At 68.0% G+C, this 17,695-nt stretch carries 16 protein-coding genes; 6 read left to right on the top strand and 10 right to left on the bottom strand.

The genetic code is table 11. The features are described from left to right. Window positions 1-52: 52 nt before the first annotated feature. Both SLQ31_RS11205 and SLQ31_RS11200 read left to right on the top strand, forming a co-directional pair. Window positions 53-601, top strand: a complete 549-nt coding sequence (locus SLQ31_RS11205; RefSeq protein WP_319432279.1) for a helix-turn-helix domain-containing protein — start codon at window positions 53-55, stop codon at window positions 599-601. A 52-nt stretch (window positions 602-653) separates the two neighbouring features. Then, complete coding sequence (locus SLQ31_RS11200; RefSeq protein ID WP_319432277.1) at window positions 654-1,412, top strand: enoyl-CoA hydratase; 759 nt, start codon at window positions 654-656, stop codon at window positions 1,410-1,412. A gap of 6 nt (window positions 1,413-1,418) precedes the next feature. On the opposite strand, the gene SLQ31_RS11195 is transcribed toward SLQ31_RS11200, so the two are convergent. Then, the gene (locus tag SLQ31_RS11195; protein ID WP_319432275.1) at window positions 1,419-3,995 is read right to left on the bottom strand and encodes a chitinase; all 2,577 of its coding nucleotides are present in this window, start codon (window positions 3,993-3,995) and stop codon (window positions 1,419-1,421) included. Between the two features lie 510 nt (window positions 3,996-4,505). Here SLQ31_RS11195 and SLQ31_RS11190 point away from each other — a divergent pair. Continuing rightward, window positions 4,506-5,066: a class I SAM-dependent methyltransferase gene (locus tag SLQ31_RS11190; RefSeq protein ID WP_319432273.1), complete on the top strand. Its 561-nt coding sequence runs from the start codon at window positions 4,506-4,508 to the stop codon at window positions 5,064-5,066. Here the strand turns inward: SLQ31_RS11190 and SLQ31_RS11185 are convergent. After that, on the bottom strand, window positions 5,063-6,349 hold the full coding sequence (locus tag SLQ31_RS11185; protein ID WP_319432271.1) for a glycosyltransferase: 1,287 nt from the start codon (window positions 6,347-6,349) through the stop codon (window positions 5,063-5,065). The two genes, SLQ31_RS11190 and SLQ31_RS11185, sit on opposite strands and share 4 nt — an antisense overlap. Before the next feature lie 44 nt (window positions 6,350-6,393). Between SLQ31_RS11185 and SLQ31_RS11180 the strand changes: the two genes are divergently transcribed. Beyond that, window positions 6,394-7,062, top strand: a complete 669-nt coding sequence (locus SLQ31_RS11180) for a TetR/AcrR family transcriptional regulator (protein ID WP_319432269.1) — start codon at window positions 6,394-6,396, stop codon at window positions 7,060-7,062. Here SLQ31_RS11180 and SLQ31_RS11175 read toward each other — a convergent pair. From SLQ31_RS11175 to rimP, 8 genes are all read right to left on the bottom strand, one after another. Continuing rightward, window positions 7,059-8,396, bottom strand: coding sequence for an MATE family efflux transporter (locus SLQ31_RS11175; RefSeq protein WP_319432267.1), 1,338 nt, complete (start codon window positions 8,394-8,396; stop codon window positions 7,059-7,061). The genes SLQ31_RS11180 and SLQ31_RS11175 overlap by 4 nt on opposite strands. Beyond that, window positions 8,389-9,387 (bottom strand): bifunctional oligoribonuclease/PAP phosphatase NrnA, encoded by a 999-nt coding sequence (locus tag SLQ31_RS11170; RefSeq protein ID WP_319432265.1) that lies wholly within the window; start codon window positions 9,385-9,387, stop codon window positions 8,389-8,391. The genes SLQ31_RS11175 and SLQ31_RS11170 overlap by 8 nt, the downstream gene beginning before the upstream one ends. Next, window positions 9,362-9,868 carry a 30S ribosome-binding factor RbfA gene (gene rbfA, locus SLQ31_RS11165; RefSeq protein ID WP_319432263.1) on the bottom strand — a complete coding sequence of 169 codons (507 nt, stop codon included), beginning with the start codon at window positions 9,866-9,868 and terminating at the stop codon, window positions 9,362-9,364. Before rbfA ends, SLQ31_RS11170 begins: the two co-directional genes overlap by 26 nt. Continuing rightward, window positions 9,868-12,669: a translation initiation factor IF-2 gene (infB, locus tag SLQ31_RS11160; protein ID WP_319432261.1), complete on the bottom strand. Its 2,802-nt coding sequence runs from the start codon at window positions 12,667-12,669 to the stop codon at window positions 9,868-9,870. Before infB ends, rbfA begins: the two co-directional genes overlap by 1 nt. Window positions 12,670-12,750: 81 nt before the next feature. Beyond that, window positions 12,751-13,143 carry a YlxR family protein gene (locus tag SLQ31_RS11155; protein ID WP_319432259.1) on the bottom strand — a complete coding sequence of 131 codons (393 nt, stop codon included), beginning with the start codon at window positions 13,141-13,143 and terminating at the stop codon, window positions 12,751-12,753. A gap of 71 nt (window positions 13,144-13,214) precedes the next feature. Next, the gene (locus SLQ31_RS11150) at window positions 13,215-14,633 is read right to left on the bottom strand and encodes an FAD-dependent oxidoreductase (protein ID WP_319432257.1); all 1,419 of its coding nucleotides are present in this window, start codon (window positions 14,631-14,633) and stop codon (window positions 13,215-13,217) included. 376 nt (window positions 14,634-15,009) lie between these two features. After that, entirely contained in the window at window positions 15,010-16,023 is a 1,014-nt protein-coding gene (gene nusA, locus SLQ31_RS11145) for a transcription termination factor NusA (protein WP_319432255.1), read from the bottom strand. Further along, window positions 16,020-16,550: a ribosome maturation factor RimP gene (rimP, locus tag SLQ31_RS11140; protein ID WP_319432253.1), complete on the bottom strand. Its 531-nt coding sequence runs from the start codon at window positions 16,548-16,550 to the stop codon at window positions 16,020-16,022. Before rimP ends, nusA begins: the two co-directional genes overlap by 4 nt. A 125-nt stretch (window positions 16,551-16,675) precedes the next feature. On the opposite strand from rimP, the gene SLQ31_RS11135 reads away from it, so the two are divergent. Both SLQ31_RS11135 and SLQ31_RS11130 read left to right on the top strand, forming a co-directional pair. Then, window positions 16,676-17,206 (top strand): hypothetical protein, encoded by a 531-nt coding sequence (locus SLQ31_RS11135; protein ID WP_319432251.1) that lies wholly within the window; start codon window positions 16,676-16,678, stop codon window positions 17,204-17,206. Next, a complete protein-coding gene (locus SLQ31_RS11130; RefSeq protein WP_319432250.1) occupies window positions 17,203-17,688 on the top strand; it encodes a ferritin-like domain-containing protein in 486 nt (161 codons plus the stop codon). The genes SLQ31_RS11135 and SLQ31_RS11130 overlap by 4 nt, the downstream gene beginning before the upstream one ends. Window positions 17,689-17,695: the final 7 nt, after the last annotated feature.

The following is a 17,695-nucleotide window of genomic DNA, read 5'->3' as shown; positions in this document are numbered from 1 at the left end:
GCTCACAAGTTCCCGTCCTAGCCTGGCCGGGACTAGACGAGAAGGGTGCACCATGGCTGCGGGGCTCGCGGCGACCCGGCCGAACAAGCGGACTCCTGGCCGGCCGCGCGGTTCGAACACCGATGCGCGCCGCGAGATGATCATCTCCGCGGCTGTGCGCGTGTTCGCCTACCGCGGCTACGACGCCGCCACCGTGCAGGAAGTCGCGGATCTCGTCGGCATCACCAGGCCCGCGGTGCACCACTACTTTCCCGGCAAGGCGCCGCTGTACCGGGCGGCGCTGGATCGGGCCTGCGACACGGTCATGACTCCCGTCACGGCACACCCGCTGCAGAGGTTCACCGCCCCGGCAGAGGGCGGTTTGCGCTTGGGGTGCGCGCTGTTGGGTACCTCACTGGCCCAATCGCATCGGATCGCCGAGATCGCGCCGCGGATCACCAGCGTCGCTGCCGACCTGCGTCTCCTGTGCGAGGAAGCGATGGGCGGCCACGACGACGAACACCGGGCCGACCTTCTGGTCGCGATGATCGTCGGGCGATGGGTCCTGGCCGCCTGCGACCTCACCTGGTCGGACATCGAGACGGGCTTCGACGCGCCCTGAGCAACCCGGACGGCGCGCTCGGGGCCGTGAACGGTGCCGTTACGGTGTCCCTATGACCGGCGACGACATCCTGCTCATCGACACCATCGACCGGATCCGTACGGTCACCTTGAATCGGCCTGGCGCCCGCAATGCGCTGTCGAGCGCGCTGCGCAGCCGATTTTTCGGTGCGCTGCGCGAGGCCGACGCCGACGAAGACGTCGACGTCATCATCGTCACCGGTGCCGACCCGGTGTTCTGCGCGGGGCTGGACCTCAAAGAACTCGGCGACACCACCGAACTTCCCGACATCTCGCCCAAGTGGCCGCCGATGACCAAGCCCGTCATCGGGGCGATCAACGGCGCCGCGGTGACCGGCGGGCTGGAACTGGCGCTGTACTGCGACATCCTGATCGCCTCCGAACACGCCCGCTTCGCCGACACCCACGCCCGGGTCGGGCTGCTGCCGACCTGGGGCCTGAGCGTGCGGCTGCCGCAGAAGGTCGGCGTCGGCATGGCCCGGCGAATGAGCCTCACCGGCGACTACCTGTCCGCCGACGATGCGCTACGCGCCGGCTTGGTCACCCAGGTCGTCGCACACGATGAGCTGCTGTCGGCCGCCAGGGCGGTGGCCACGTCGATCGTCGGGAACAACCAGAAAGCCGTCCGCGCGCTGCTGGCGTCCTACCACCGCATCGACTCCGACCAGACCGACTCGGGGCTGTGGATCGAGGCCATGTCGGCCCGCTCGTGGATGGCCCAGACTTCCGGCGACGATATCGCCGCCAGCCGCGCATCGGTGATCGAGCGCGGCCGCTCTCAGGTGAAATAGCCTGCGTCACACGGCTTTCGCGGCAGCGATGAGGCCCTGCCACTTGGTTAGCGTGCCGGCGTCCTTGGCGATGATGTTGCCCAACTGCAGCTGACTCAGCGTCACGCCGGCCAAGGTGTAACTGCTGTTGTTGCCGACGATGGTGATGACCGTCGAGCCGGACGTGTCCGAGACGTCGAACTCCTTTGCCTGCATCCAGACGAAATCCAGGGTGTCTTTGGCGGGGTCGAAGGTCAGCACCGGGTTGGCGCCCCACGCCCAGCCGATGGTCGTGGACGTGCCGCCGGTGACCGGCGTGCCGCCGACGCCACCACTGCCGCCGCCGGGGCCGGCGTTGGTGTAGTCGACGACGTTGATCGTGCCGTAGTCGTTGAAGACGTTGCTGAAGGCGCCGAGGGGGTCACTGAGCCCCGACGCGCCCGTCGTGGACTGCCCGAGCGTGCCGGGGTTGTCGCGGAGGACCTGCCACATCGCCAGCATGCCGATGCCCTTGGTGCGCGCGAAGTCCTCGAGAGCCTGCGCGTCGGCGACGGTGAACACCTCGGTCATGACGTCGTTGACGCCGAGCATCGGGGTGACGCCGATCTGGTTCCAGCCGAAGGTCTTCGAGTACGCGGTGTACAGCGTGGAGACCTGGGCGTAGGTGGACTCGGCGGCCTCGATCGCGTAGGCGCCCATCGTCTTCGCGTTCGGTCCGCTGGTGGGCGCGGCGGATTCGCCGTAGTCCATCGCCATCACGTTGACCCCGGCGAGGTTGACCCCGGCCTTGAGCGCGGCAGCCACGACGTTGACACCGTCGGCGGTCAACCCGGTCGGCAACACCGGCAGCGTGTACCAGATCTGCACCTCGGGCTTGGCCTTCTGCAGCAGCGCAAGGGCTTGAGCGGTCAGCGTGATCGAAGCCGGCTCGGCCGCCGCCGCGCCCTCGATATCGAAATCGAGGTGGGTGACACCGTAGGTGTCGACGACGGCGGCGTAGGCGTCGGCCAGCTCCTGGGCGCTGCGCCCCGTGGCGGCGTAGTACTGGGCGATGCTCGTGCCGGATGCACCGCCGAACGAGATCATGACGTCGCCGCCGGCTGCCTTGAAGGTGGCGATCGACTGGTTGATCGCTATCGCCTGCTCATTGGTCGAATTCGGTTCCAGCGCAGACAATCCCGCCCATGCCAGGTTGCCCTTTTCGTCGACCTGCATGAAGCCGAGCGTCACCAGCGACGTGCCGTAGGTCTTGGACAGTGCCAGCAGGTTCGGTACCGGGTAGGCGCCCATGTCGACGTACGGCGCGAAGAAAGTCTTGCCCCACTGCGCCTTTCCGCCGGGCGTTGCGGTGTCGTCGTTGGTGATCGTGCCGATCGCTGACGCGGTGACGATGGTGGCACCGGTGGCGTTCGACAGGGCGACGGTGAACGTCTCAGTCGGCTCGACCGTGGCGTCACCAGCGACGGCGACGGCGATGGTCTTGGTGGTCTCCCCCGCGGCGAAGGTGACCGTGCCCGTCGCAGCCGTGTAATCCTGGCCGGCGGTCGCGGTGCCGTTCGACGTCGCGTAGTCGACGGTGATGGGAACGGTCGCGGCCTTCGACAATGTCACCGTGAACGTCATGTTCGACGTCCCGCTGTTGCCCTCGGCCTTGTTCGCATTGCCGATCGACACGTTCGGCGGGGTAACTGCCACATCATCATTGGCGATGGTGCCGACCGCTGAGGCTCCTGCGATGGTGGCACCGGTCGGATTGGACAGCGTGACGGTGAAATTCTCATCCGTCTCGACCGTGGCGTCACCGATCACGGCGACGGTGATGGTCTTGGTGGTCTGGCCCGCGGCGAAGGTCACCGTGCCCGTGGCAGCTGTGTAGTCCTGGCCGGCGGTCGCGGTGCCGTTGGCGGTCGCGTAGTTGACGGTGACCGGGGCGGTTGCGGCCTTCGACAACGTCACCGTGAACGTCATGTTCGACGTCCCGCTGTTGCCCTCAGCCTTAACCGCCTTATCGATCGACACGGTCGGCAGTTGCGGGACGGTGGCGTCATCGTCGGTAATGGTCGCCGTGCCGGTGGCCCGGCCGATGGTGACACCGGACGGATTGGCCAGCGTGACGGTGAAGGTCTCGGTCGGCTCGACCGTGGTGTCGCCGAACAGGGCCACGTTGATCTGCTGCGAGGTCACGCCGGGGGCGAAGGTGACCGTGCCCGAACCGGCCGCGTAATCCTGGCCGGCCGTCGCCGAACCGTCCGCCGTCGTGTAGGTGACCGTCACGGCTTTGGTGCTGGCTTTGGACAGCGTGACCGTGAACGCGGCGCTCCACGTGGTGTTCTCGACCAGGCTGGTGTCGGTGATCGAGACTTTGGGAACCGCCGGTGACGGATGCAGGAACGACTCGATCTCGCGCCGGATCAGGGCCAGCATGCCGGTCAGCAGCTGGACCGGTGACGGCGGCAGGCCCTTGAGCCCGAACAGCGACAAGAAACCCTTGACGAGGTCGGCCGGACTCAGTGCGACGGTCGCGGTCTGCCGGGCAGGCGCCACCAACGCCTTCGGTACCGACGCAGCGAGCGGTTCGGCTGCGACGGACGAAACCTGTTCCACGGCAGCCGGTTCCACCGTTGCGTTCGCTGCACTGGGTCGGACCGGCCCGCTGGAAACCGTTGACGCGGCGGGCTTGGAGTCAGCGGACGCGGGCACCTGCACATCGGGGGGGCTCACCGCGGCCGGTCGCGACGCCGATCGTGTGCGAGTGGACTTCCTGGGTGCGCCGACCCCGCTGCCGGATGGCTCCTGCGCGGCACGGCGCGACGAGTCAGCTGGCGATTTCGACGGCCTTGACGGCTTCGACGGTTGTGACGTCGAGCCGCCGTCGGGTGTGTCAGCTACCGCAACACCCGGGGTTGTGGTGACCGCGAGACCCAGGCTCAGCGCAAACGCGGCCGAACCGACGCGCAAGCCAAATGCTGTTGAACTCATGGCACCCCCGTAGCTGGACGGTCTGTCAGCAACGTTCAGTATTAACCCATGATCGGGGTGCGCGGAGCTATCTCAGCAAAAATTCAGTCGGAGGTAGGCGCCCCACCGAAGCGCGGGTTCTCTACGCTGGGGCGCATGAATGAGGCACATGAGATCTGCGGCAGCGACGAATGGCGCCAGCTGATGCGCGAGCAGATCCTGCCGTGGGTACTGAACGGCAACGACCTCGGGGACGACGTCCTGGAGGTCGGGCCTGGTTACGGCGCCGTCACCGACGTGTTGAGCACCGCGCTGCCGCAGGTGACCTGTGTGGAGATCGACGAGAAGTTGGCGGCGATGCTGACCGAGCGGTTCTCTGGAGTGCCGTCGGTACGGATCCTGCGCGGCGACGCCACCGCCCTGGATTTTCCCGACGGCAGGTTCTCGGGTGCGGCGTGCTTCACGATGCTGCACCATGTGCCCACCGCTGAGCTACAGGACCGGCTGCTGGCCGAGGTTGCCCGGGTGCTGCGGCCCGGGGCGACGCTGGTGGCCAGCGACAGCATCGCCAGCGTCGACCTGGAGAACGCGCACGACGGCGACACCTACAACCCCGTCGACCCGGCCGGCCTGGCGGCGCGGCTCACCGCTGCCGGGTTTGCCGACGTCGATGTGCGCACCAACGACCTCGGCTGGGCGGCCACCGCCCGCCGTTAGGCCTCCCCGGCCGGCGCGCCGACGAGTCCGTCCACAACTGCGGCCAGCTTCGGAAAGCCCGGGGCCGAAGCCATATCGGCAGCGATGCGCTTGCTTGCCTGCCGGTAGTCCGGTCGATTCAGTACGTCGAGGATGGCGCGACGCAGCGCAGCGGGCTTCGGCCGTTCGGACCTGATCCGGCGCCCGACACCCGACCAGGCAACGCGCGCGCCGACCTCGGGTTTGTCCTCCTTGCCTCCGGTGGCCACGATGGGCACACCATGGCGCAGCGCGTAGTGCACTCCCCCATAGCCGCCGTTGGTGACGTAAACGTCTGTGCGAGGCAATAATTCGTCGTACGGCAGAAACGTGGCAGCACGGGCGTTGGCCGGGAGCGGAGGCAGACTGTCCACTGGCCGTCCGCCGGTGGCAACCACCACCAGGACATCGTCGTTGGCGAGCGCGCGCAATGTGGGGGCGATGAGCTGCTCGTAGTCGTTGTTGGCGACCGTGCCCTGAGTGACGTGCACGATCGGCCGCATCCCATCGATTTCGTCCCACCAGGGCGGTAGCGGCGCGGTTGAACCGGTGGCCGACAACGGGCCGGCGAAGTGCAGCTGCGGCGGGGCGTCGGAACGTGGATACTCGAACGCCTCAACGGTGAACTGAACATTCGCATCGAAGTGCCGGGCCCAATTCAACAGATCCGTGGGCATTTCCGTGCCGTGCACCTCGCGGTTGATGTCGTTCAGCGTCCGGTTCGTACCGGCCAGCACGCGCCGGGTGAGGGCATAGAGCGCAGCGTTGCGCGGACGGTTGAGCCAGCGAGCCGGTGGCAGGCCCATGCCGAACGGTGCGGTGTCGCGGCTCTGGATGCCAAAGGGGATGACACCACACATCACCATCGCCGGGCGGGCGGCACGGGGCTGCGCCGCCATGTACCAGGCGCCCCAGAGCGCAGGGTCGAAGAGCACCGCATCGGCGGGGCGCTCTCGGTGCGCGTCGAGCAGTGCGTGGTACTGCGACTTCGATGGTTTCGCGAAGACGTTCTCGGCGTCGAAGGCGATTGCCTTGAGGCCCTTCAATTGAGCGCGTTCGGGGAACGACGTGATGAGCCCTTCGTCGTAATCGGCGTCGGGCGGCAGCGAGATGTGGGTGGCACCCCTGGCTGTCACCTGCTCCGCGAACCGCGCACCGGTGATGAACCGGACGTCGTCACCACGCTCGACGAACTTCTCGGCCACAGCCAGCATCGGAGCGAAATGGCCATGCACGGGCACGCTCGCAATGATGATCGATGCCATGTCGCCCCCCGGCTTTTGACTACGTTGGTCTAGTATTCGATACTATGGCACCCAAGCCAAATATCGACAAGGGTTCTCAGCAGACTCGCAGTTACCGGTCCGATCTGCGCCGCCAGCAGGCCGAACAGACTCGGCAACGCATCGTCGCCGCAGCGGCTGACCTCTTCGCCGCCGACGGCTATCCGCGCACCACGCTGGCGAAGATCGCCGCAGCAGCCGGGGTATCCACCGAAACGGTTGCTGCACAGGGCCCCAAGGCTGTCCTGATGGTGGCCGCCATGGAGTACGCGATGTTCGGGGTCTCCGGTGAGGAGAACGTGCTGAACCTGGACATCGGCCGCCGCTACCTCGAGATCGACAACCGCGACGACGCGCTGGACTATTGGGTGGCAACCCAGATCGAGCTGCACGAGCGCGGCGCCGGCCTGGCGCAGGCCCTTATCGGGGCAGCGGCATCTGACCCTGAGCTGAACCACTACCTCGACGAGCTGTTCGCCGGCATCACCAAGCAGGCCCGGCGGGTACTGGTCGTCGCCCGCGACCGCGGATGGCTGCGTGACGACGTCCCGTTCGACGAACTCGTCCTCACGTCCACGGTTGCCTCGGGGATCGACACCTTCTTGCGGGTTACCCGCCGCGACGGCTGGAGCGTGCCCCGCTACCGCACCTGGCTGCGGCGCATTCTGGCCGAGACCACCTTCGCGCGGGCCTAAGCGGTTCCTGGCACCAACCAGCGTCCCGACAAGGCCCGCCACCCGACGAAGACGAGCCGCAGCACCATGAACGTGCTCAGACCCGACCAGATGCCGAGCAGGCCCCAGCCGAACGCCAGTGATAGCCAGATCAGCGGCAGGAAGCCGATCAGCGCGCTCGCCAGCGTCGCAGTGCGCATGAACGCCGCGTCACCGGCGCCCAGCAGCACACCGTCGAGCGCGAAGACGATGCCGGCGATCGGCAGCTGCGCAACCATGAACCACCACGGCACCCCGATCGCGGCGAGCACCGAGCCGTCGTTGGTGAACAACGACGGCAGCACCGACGCACCGGCGGCGAACACCGAAGCCAGCGCCGCGGCGGCGATCGTCGAGAACACCGTCACCCGCCACGCCACCGACTTCGCGTGCTCGGTGCGGCCCGCGCCGAGCGCGGCACCGACCAGCGACTGCGCGGCGATCGCGAGCGAATCCAGCACCAGGGCAAGGAAATTCCACAACTGCAGCACCACCTGGTGCGCGGCGACCGCAGCCGCCCCGAACCGCGCGGCCACCGCGGCCGCCGAGACGAAGCAGGCCTGGAACGCCAGGGTGCGCACCACCAGATCGCGCCCCATCACCACCTGCGCCCGCAACACCGAGGTGTCCACACGCAGCGGTACCTTCTCGGTCAGCAGCGCGCGACAGAACAGGACGGCGGCCAGCCACTGGCCCACCAGGTTGGCGATCGCCGAGCCGGCCAGCTCCAGTCGGGGCAAGCCCAGCCAGCCGTACACCAGCAGCGGGCACAACACCGCCGAGACACCGAACCCCACCACCACGTAGCGCAGCGGGCGCATGGTGTCCTGCACACCGCGCATCCAGCCGTTGCCCGCGGCCGAGATCAGGATCGCAGGCACCCCGAAGATGGCGATCCGCACCCACGGCATGGCGGCCGCGGCGATGTCCCCGCCGCTGGACTTGGTGCCCGCGATCACCGAGACCAGGGGGACGGCGAACACCTGCACCGCGGTCACGATCACCGCACCCATTGCCAGCGCCAGCCAGGTGGCCTGCACGCCCTCGCCCACTGCCGCGACCCGGTTGCCCGCGCCATAGAAGCGGGCCGAGCGGGCCGTCGTGCCGTAGGACAGGAACGTGAGCTGCGCGCTGACCACCGACAGGATCAGCCCGCCGATCGCCAGGCCGGCCAGATTCAGCGCACCGAGGCGCCCGACGATCGCAAGATCGAACAGTAGGTAGATCGGCTCCGCGGCCAGTACACCCAGCGCGGGAAACGCCAGCCCCGCGATCCGGCGACCGGTGACGGAACCATCGTCCGCCGAGTCAGTCAAGAGCGGCGGAAAGCTGCTTCACGACGTCGTCGATCGGTCCGGCCGCGGAATACCCGGCGGCCAGCGTGTGTCCGCCGCCGCCGAAACCGCTGGCGACCTTGGCCAGGTCGTAGCTCTTGGCCCGCATCGACACCGACCAGTGCTGCGGCTCGATCTCCTTGAAGACCGCCGCGACCTCAGCCTCGTGGGTGGTGCGCACGATGTCGACGATGCTCTCCACCTCTTCGGACCGGTTCGCCATCCAGTCCTCGTGGGCCACCACCGCATAGACCAGCCCTTGCCCGCCGGCCGCCTCGGGCACCAGCTGGGCACTGGACAGCACCCGGGCGAGCAGGGGCAGCCAGACAAACGGGTGGGTGTCGAACAGTTCCCGGCTGATCGCGGCGTTGTCCACACCCAGCTCCACCAAGCGTGCCGCCAGTCGCAGGGCCCGCGGCGACGCCCACCGGAACGAACCGGTATCGATGGTCAACCCGGCGTACAGGCAGACGGCGACATCACGGTCGATCGTCTTCTCCCACGCGTCCAGCAACTCGGCGACCACCATCGTCGTCGAATCCGCCTTGGGGTCAACAAGATTGACGGTACCGAACAGGGTGTTCGACTTGTGGTGGTCGATGACCAAGACCTCGCGGCCGGGCGTCGTCAGCTCGGCCAGCGCGCCAAGGCGGTTGATACTCGGGGCATCGGCGGTGACCACCAGATCGGCGTCGCGACGCATATCTCCTGGCGCGACCAGCAGGTGGCCGCCCGGCAGCATGTGCAACGACTCCGGCAGGTTCGACGGCGTCGCGAAACTCACCTGAACGTCGATACCGTCGCGCTCGAGGATCAGCGCCAGTGCCAGGCCTGCGCCGATGCTGTCGGCGTCGGGATGGACGTGGCAGATCACGCTGACCGACCCCGCGCCGCGCAGCACCTCGACGGCGCCATGCGGATCCACCCGCCTACCGAGGCGGGAGATCTCAGTCGTCGAATCGATCGCGGTCACCGGTGTCCTGGTCGTCCTGGTCGTCCTGCGTAGTAGAGGGTGTGCCCTCTTCTCCTACCACACGGTACGGCTGCGCGTCGCCCGCTGGAGTGGCACCGGCCCGAATGCGCGCGACATCGGCGTCGGCAGCGCGCGCCTTGGCCAGCAGATCCTCCATGTCGCGCGCCACATCGGGCAGCTTGTCCAGAACGAAGGCCAAGGTCGGGGTGAACCGTACGCCGGTGCCGGCACCGACCTTGCTGCGCAGCGTGCCCTTGGCGCGTTCCAGCGCCGCGGCCGCACCCTGATAGTCCGGCTCCTCGTCGAGGGTGTTGCCACGCACGGTGTAGTAGACCGTCGCGTCGTGAAGGTCACCGGTGACCTTGGTATCGGTGACCGTCACGAACGCCAGCGGCGGATCCTTGATCTCGAACTCGATCGCCGAGGCGACGATGGTGGCGATGCGCTTGGAGAGCCTCCGGGCCCTACCTACGTCAACCATCAGACGCGTTCTTTTTCAACGAGCTCGTACGTCTCGATGACATCGCCTTCCTTGATGTCGGAGTACGTCAGCGTCAGACCGCATTCGTAACCCTCGCGCACCTCGGTGGCGTCGTCCTTCTCCCGCTTGAGCGACGAGATCGTGACCGTCTCCGCGACGACGACGTTGTCGCGGAGCAGACGCGCCTTCGCGTTGCGGCGCATGAGACCCGAGGTGACGAGGCAGCCGGCGATGTTGCCGATCTTCGACGACCGGAAGATCGCCCGGATCTCGGCACGGCCGAGTTCCTTCTCCTCGTAGACCGGCTTGAGCATGCCCTTGAGCGCGCTCTGGATCTCATCGATGGCCTGGTAGATCACCGAGTAGTACCGGATGTCCACGCCCTCGCGGTTGGCCAGCTCGGTGGCCTTGCCCTCGGAGCGCACGTTGAAGCCGATGATGATGGCATTCGACGCCGACGCCAGGTTGACGTTGGTCTCGGTGACTCCACCGACACCGCGGTCGATGACGCGCAGTTCGACCTCGTCGCCGATCTCGATACCCAGCAGGGCCTCCTCCAGCGCCTCCACGGTGCCGGAGTTGTCGCCCTTGAGGATCAGGTTCAGCTGCGAGGTTTCCTTCAGCGCGGCATCCAGATCGTCCAGGCTGATGCGCTTGCGGGTGCGTGCGGCCAGCGCATTGCGCTTGCGCGCACTGCGGCGGTCCGCGATCTGACGGGCGATGCGGTCCTCGTCGACGACGAGCAGGTTGTCACCCGCGCCTGGCACCGACGTGAAGCCGATGACCTGGACAGGCCGCGAGGGCAGCGCCTCGTGGATGTCCTCGCCGTGCTCGTCGACCATGCGGCGCACACGTCCGTAGGCGTCGCCGGCGACGATCGAGTCGCCGACCCGCAGCGTGCCGCGCGCGATGAGCACGGTCGCAACGGGGCCACGGCCACGATCCAGATGCGCTTCGATCGCCACACCCTGGGCTTCCATATCCGGGTTGGCCCGCAGATCCAGCGAGGCGTCGGCGGTCAACAGAACCGCCTCCTCCAGCGCCTGGATGTTGGTCCCGTTCTTGGCCGAGATGTCGACGAACATGGTCTCGCCGCCGTATTCCTCGGCCACCAGGTTGTATTCGGTGAGCTGCGCCCGGATCTTGGCCGGGTCGGCGCCCTCCTTGTCGATCTTGTTGACCGCCACCACGATCGGCACATCGGCCGCCTGTGCGTGGTTGATGGCCTCCACCGTCTGCGGCATCACGCCGTCGTCGGCGGCAACCACCAGGATCGCGATATCGGTGGCCTTCGCACCACGGGCACGCATGGCGGTGAACGCCTCGTGACCGGGGGTGTCGATGAAGGTGATGAGGCGCTCGATGCCGTCATGCTCGACGGCGACCTGGTAGGCACCGATGTGCTGGGTGATGCCACCGGCCTCGCCCTCGCGGACCGTGGCGTTGCGGATCGTGTCCAGCAGTCGGGTCTTGCCGTGGTCGACGTGACCCATAACGGTGACGACCGGCGGACGGAACTCGAGGTCCTCCTCGCCGCCCTCGTCCTCGCCGTAGGTGAGGTCGAAGGACTGCAGCAGCTCGCGGTCCTCGTCCTCGGGCGACACGACCTGCACGACGTAGTTCATCTCGCCGCCGAGCAGCTCGAGCGTCTCGTCACCGACAGACTGGGTCGCGGTCACCATCTCGCCGAGGTTGAACAGCGCCTGGACCAATGCGGCCGGGTTGGCGTCGATCTTCTCGGCGAAATCGGACAGCGAAGCGCCCCGGGCCAGCCGGATGGTCTCGCCGTTGCCGTGCGGCAACCGCACGCCACCGACGACCGGTGCCTGCATGCTCTCGTACTCGGCGCGTTTTGCGCGCTTGGACTTGCGGCCACGACGCGGGGCACCGCCGGGACGGCCGAACGCGCCGGCCGCGCCGCCGCGCTGACCGGGGCGGCCACCGCCGCCACCGGGACCGCCACCACCGGGACGGCCTCTGAAGCCGCCAGCAGCTGCGCCACCACCTGCGCCGGCACCGGCGCCACCGGGGCCGCCGGGTCGGTAGTTACCACCGCCGCCACCGGGACCGCCAGGACGACCACCGCCACCGGGGCCGCCAGCGGGCCGAGGCCCGCCACCGGGACGCGGGGCACCGGGACGACCGGGCGCACCGGGGCGCGCGCCGGGCGGACGCGGCGGCATGTTGCCGGGCGTGGCACCGCCGGGACGTGGGCCACCGGGACGTGGGCCACCGGGGCCGGGGGCACCGGGACGTGGGCCACCGGGGCCGGGGCTCTGCGGGCGCGGCGCTGGGCGCTCGACCGGCTGGGCCGAGGAGAACGGGTTGTTGCCGACTCGCGGCGGGCGGGGCATACCCGGCTTGGGCGCAGCCGGTCCGGGACGGGGACCTGGGGCCGCCGACGGCGCGGCAGGGGCCGGCGCCGATGCTTCGACGGAGGCTGCGGGCACAGGCGGGGCCGCAGGCGCGGGTGCGGGGGGCGCCGGCGGCGGTGCCGCCGGGGCGGGGGCCGCGGGCTTGGGAGCCGCAGGCACCGGGGGCGCGGTCGCGACAGCGCCGTCGGACACGGGCGCCGGCTTCGGCGCTCCGTTTCCGGCGGCACTGGCCGGTGCGGGTTTAGCTGGGGCTTTGTCGGGCTTGCTGCCGCCGAATGCTTCGCGCAAGCGGCGCGCAACCGGGGCTTCCACCGTCGACGACGCGGATTTAACGAATTCGCCCTGATCGCTCAGACGGGCGAGAACTTCCTTGCTGGTAACACCGAGTTCCTTAGCCAACTCGTGTACGCGGGCCTTACCTGCCACTACATCTCCTACATAGAGAGGCGACAGCGGTGGTAGGCCGCGCCTCGGGTTTAGCTACGACGCATGGTCATCGTCGCGACTTCACGGTGTGCTCATCTTCTTCGCTACCTGTTCTCTTGCCGGGCTGGGCGAGTCGGCCAGTGCCACTTGGGCTCTGACGTCCTCGACCACCACGGAGGTGTCCGGTGAACCGGTGATGCGCAACGCTCGGCCGAAGGCTCGCCGCCGAATCGCTGCCTCAAGGCACCGCTCAATGGGATGCAACCAAGCACCCCGACCCGGGAGGTTACCGGTCTGGTCAACGGTTACGGCGCATTCACCGTTCCCGTTCCACACCGCGACCACTCGGAGGAGATCGACGGCCAACTCTCGCTTCCGGCACCCGACACATGTCCGCACCGGTCCTTCGGTGCGTCGATGCGGTCTCTCGGGAGTCGGAGTCTCGCGCTGGATCACGGCATAGTCTACCGTCATCGCGCCGCTGCTCCGAACCAGCCTTCGGCGGCCGAATCCGGCCTGGGTCCCGAGGCCGGCCGACCCCGTGGTCAGCCCACTTTCTCCTGATACGGCGAGTATTCGTCACGTCCGACGACACCGGAATCCTGGGCTGACATCGCAGCGACCCGCACACCCAGCCGCATTGCCTGATCCAGGTTGATGTAGATCCCGGCTCCCTGCCGGCCGGTGCTGACGATTCCGTCGCCGAATCCGCGCAGCGCCTCGTCGAGCAGACCGAGCTGGTCTGCCGTGGCGTCGAAATTCGCGTAGGCGTCGGTCGCCACTTCGGATCCGAGGTAGTCGACCGCGCCGCCAGGCAGCAGGATCGACATGTCCTCCAACGCCGTCACGCGGACATCGAACGATTCGCCGGTCGGCACGGTGTACTCCAGCCCGATCAGACCGGCCGGGCAATTCAGGCTCTGCCACTCGCCGTAGTTGTTGAACCGGTGCGCCCGGATGCCGATGTCGTGGGTGTACAGCCACTGATAGCCGTGCCAGCTGGCCGGGTAGTCACGGACGCGCACCACGGCGACGACGAGATCTCGCCGCCCCGATTTCTGCGCAATGCCAACGCCGAGTTCGTCGAGCCCCAGGCTGGTGGCGAGATCCTCAGGACGGCCGGTGGAGATGATCCTGTTGCACGACACGGCGACGTCTCCGCCGGGCCCGGACACGGTGACCGAGAAGCGGCCACCAGCCGGCCGGGCTATCGACGTCACCCGCGAGTCGAAGAGCCAATTCACTTGATCGCCAAGGAATTCGGCCAGCCCCGACCACAGAACTCCTACCCCGCCCTGCGGATAGAAGAAGCGGTCCACCACGTCAGCCGGCTGCCCCGAGCGACCCGGCTTGGGTATCGCGGTAGCCAGCACCGAACCGAACCGGGGCGACAGGATCCGCTGCGCTGCCCACCCGGCCGGGATGTTTCTGGGGTCGATTCCGAAGACTTTCCGCGCATGGGGCGCCATGAACGTCTCGGCCAGGAACGGCCCATACCGGTTCTTCACCCACTCGTCGAGGTTGTGATCCTCACGACCCGTGGGCGCCCGCAGTTTCCAGGCGGCCAGCGACGCGGCTCCGCGAGCACGAACCGCCCAGGGAACCGAGTCACGGAACTGCCGCGTGTCGAAGGGATAGGCGACGACGTAACCGTCGCGGAGGATGCCGCTGCGCCTGCCGATATCCGACATCGGGATGCCCCCGAGCCGACGCGCGAAATCCAGCCACGCCCGGCGCTGATTCGGCGTCGCAGACAGCAGGCGGTGGCCGCCGAGATCAATGTCGTTGCCGGCCACGCTCGCCGAGCGCGCCAGCCCGCCCACCCGCGCCGTGTGTTCCACGATGGCAACCGACGCGCCGGACGTGACAAGGGAATCGGCCGCCGTGAGACCCGTGGGGCCGGCTCCGATAATCAAGACATCGACAGAAAGGGAAATATCGTCGCCGAAATTAGACGAAACCACCGACGCCCGTTCTATGCGCGAAAGTGTTTGCCGCCGAGCGGATAACAATCGTCAAGACATACCCCCCATTGGCACGACACTACAGTGCCGATTGTATTCAAATGCAGGAAGCGAATACCCCGTTGCCGGGGAACCGACAACGGTCCGGCGTGACTCGTCTCGATCCTGACCGCTCTGTGCCAGTATGTTTCGCTGAACAGAGGTGGCGCGTCACGACGACTTGGCGCGCATCACGCTAGCCGGTGAAGCAGTGCCATAAAGTTCGCTCCCACTACCTCCGGGCGAAATTTACGCATTTCATGATTATTAGCACCGCGCAGATGAAATTTGCTGGAATCGCCCGCAAATAAGCCATTCCGACATCATCGCGGCCGTTCTACGCCTCGGGCTCAGCGCCGTCCGGCGGCGCCGCATCGCTGCGAATGTCGATGCGCCAGCCGGTCAGCCGAGCGGCCAGCCGGGCGTTTTGCCCTTCCTTGCCGATCGCCAACGACAGCTGGAAATCGGGCACGACCACCCGCGCGGCGCGCGTGCCCTCATCGATGACCGAGACCGACACCACCTTGGCCGGCGAAAGTGCGTTGGCGACGAAGCGGGACGGGTCGTCGTCGAAGTCGATGATGTCGATCTTCTCGCCGGACAGCTCGCTCATCACGTTGCGCACCCGCTGGCCCATCGGGCCGATGCACGCACCCTTGGCGTTGAGGCCGGGCACCCGCGACTGCACGGCGATCTTGGACCGGTGCCCCGCCTCACGGGCGACGGCGACGATCTCCACCGACCCGTCGGCGATCTCGGGCACCTCCAGGGAGAACAGCTTGCGGACGAGATTGGGGTGCGTGCGCGACAACGTGATCAATGGCTCGCGCGCGCCTCGGCTGACCCCGACGACATAGCAGCGCAGCCGATCACCGTGCTCGTAGCTCTCACCGGGCACCTGTTCGGCCGACGGGATCACGCCTTCGGCGCCCTTGGTCTCACTGCCCAACCGCACGACGATCAGCCCGCGGGCGTTGGCGCGGGCATCCCGCGAGATGACGCCCGCGACGATGTCACCCTCCCGCGCGGAGAACTCGCCGTAGCTGCGCTCGTTCTCGGCGTCACGGAAGCGCTGCAGCATGACCTGGCGGGCTGTCGTGGCCGCAACGCGGCCGAATCCCTCTGGGGTGTCGTCCCATTCGCTGATCAGATTGCCGTCGACGTCGGTCTCGCGGGCCATCACCTGAACGACGCCGCTCTTGCGGTCGATCTCGATGTGAGCGTCGGGCTGATGGCCCTCGGTGTGCCGATAGGCGGTCAACAGGGCCGACTTGATGGTGTCGAGCAACTCGTCGACAGAGATGCCGCGATCGATCTCGATCGCGTGCAGGGCGGTCATGTCGATGTTCATGCTCCGGCCTCCGTTCCCGCTGCCCCAGCCAGCTCCAGCTCGCGCGCTTTTGGTGGTGAAAATTCAACCTGGACAACAGCTTTGACGATTTCAGCGAGTGAGATCCGGCGGACCGCCCAGTCACCGCGAGCACGCACCACCAGATCGACGGCACCGTCGGACACTGCACCCAGCCGGCCGGTGACGGTGGTCCCGTCGACGAGTTCGGCGTCGACTTTGCGGCCGTGTGCGCGGCGGAAATGCTTCTCGGCGGTCAGGGGCCGCTCGACCCCGGGTGAGGTGACTTCCAGCACGTAGGCCGCGTCGCTGTCCAAGGCGTCCAGCAGGGCCGACGCGGAGCGGGCCAGCTCGGCGACGGTCTCCAGGTCCAGTGGTTTGTCGCCGTCGGCGATCACGGTGATGTGCGGCGGTTGGGGGCGATCGTCGATCACAACGTCTTCGATTTCGTATCCGGCGCGCACGAACTCACCATCGAGTAGCTCGATCACCTGCTTCTGGGTTGGTAGCCCCGTAGAACGGCCAGCCACGGCGAGCTCCTCATCTTGAGTTGTTCTGATCTGCGTCGGATGCAGGGCTCCCCACAAAAGGGATCGCGGAGAGCCAGTCATCAACGATACGCCAGCACAGGCCGCCACAATGGCAGGATGTTGGCGTGCTGAGCCCAGATCCCAGCCCTTTCGCGGGCATCCCCCGGCGACGGGTTCTCGTCGGTGGTGCCCGCGGGCTGGCGATGTTCGCGCTGCTCGGCGCGGCCGCTACCGCCTGCGGGACGAATCCGCCGCCCGAACCTGATCCGCTGGAGCAACAGGCCGAGCTGGCCCGTCACGACAGCGAACTGGCCGCAGCCGCGGCCAAGGCCGCACCGCCCGCCCTGGCGCCGGCATTGACCGAGGTGGCCGCCGAACGTGGGCGGCACGCGACCGCGCTGGCTGACGAGGTCGCCCGGCTGGCCGGCAAAACCACCGTCGCGACGAGCACCACGTCGCCGACCACCACGTCGGCTGTCGCGGCGCCACCACCGACGGTGGCCGACGTGGTCGCCGCCCTGCGCAGCTCGGCCGACAGTGCCACCAAACTGGCGCCCACCCTGACCGGATACCGGGCGGGGCTGCTCGGCTCGATCGCGGCATCCTGCGTCACCGCCTACAGCGTGGCGCTGCCCTCAGGGAAGGCTGGGCAATGACCTCACCGCAGCCGACACCGTCGACCACGCAGAATCCCGACCGTCCCGCGGATACCGCCGCGGCGGCCCTCTTCGACGCCGTGGCCGCCGAGCACGCCACGATCTACGGCTACGGCATCGTGTCGGCGCACAGCTCGCCCGACGAGAACGACCTGGTGTCGGCGGCACTGGCCGAGCATCGCGAGCGGCGTGAGGCGGCGATCGCGATGCTGACCGGCGGTTCGGCCAAGGCACCGGTGCCGGCGGCGGGCTATCAGCTCCCGATGCCGGTGAACAACCCCAACGACGCGGCCAACCTCGCGGTGCGGATGGAGGAGGACTGCGCGGCGGCCTGGCGCGCCGCGATCGAGCGGGCGAGCTCCGAGCAGGCCCGCGCGTTCGCCGTCACCGCACTGACCGAGACGGCGGTCGCCGCAGCACGCTGGAAGCAGGTACAGGGGATCAAGCCGGTGACGGTCGCGTTCCCGGGCGGTAACGAGTAGCGCGCAC

It is taken from the genome of Mycobacterium sp. RTGN5, from assembly GCF_033804465.1.
In the GTDB taxonomy this organism is placed as follows: Bacteria; Actinomycetota; Actinomycetes; order Mycobacteriales; family Mycobacteriaceae; genus Mycobacterium.
The sequence above is the reverse complement of the archived record's forward strand: the minus strand, read 5'-3'. Positions and strand labels throughout refer to the sequence as shown.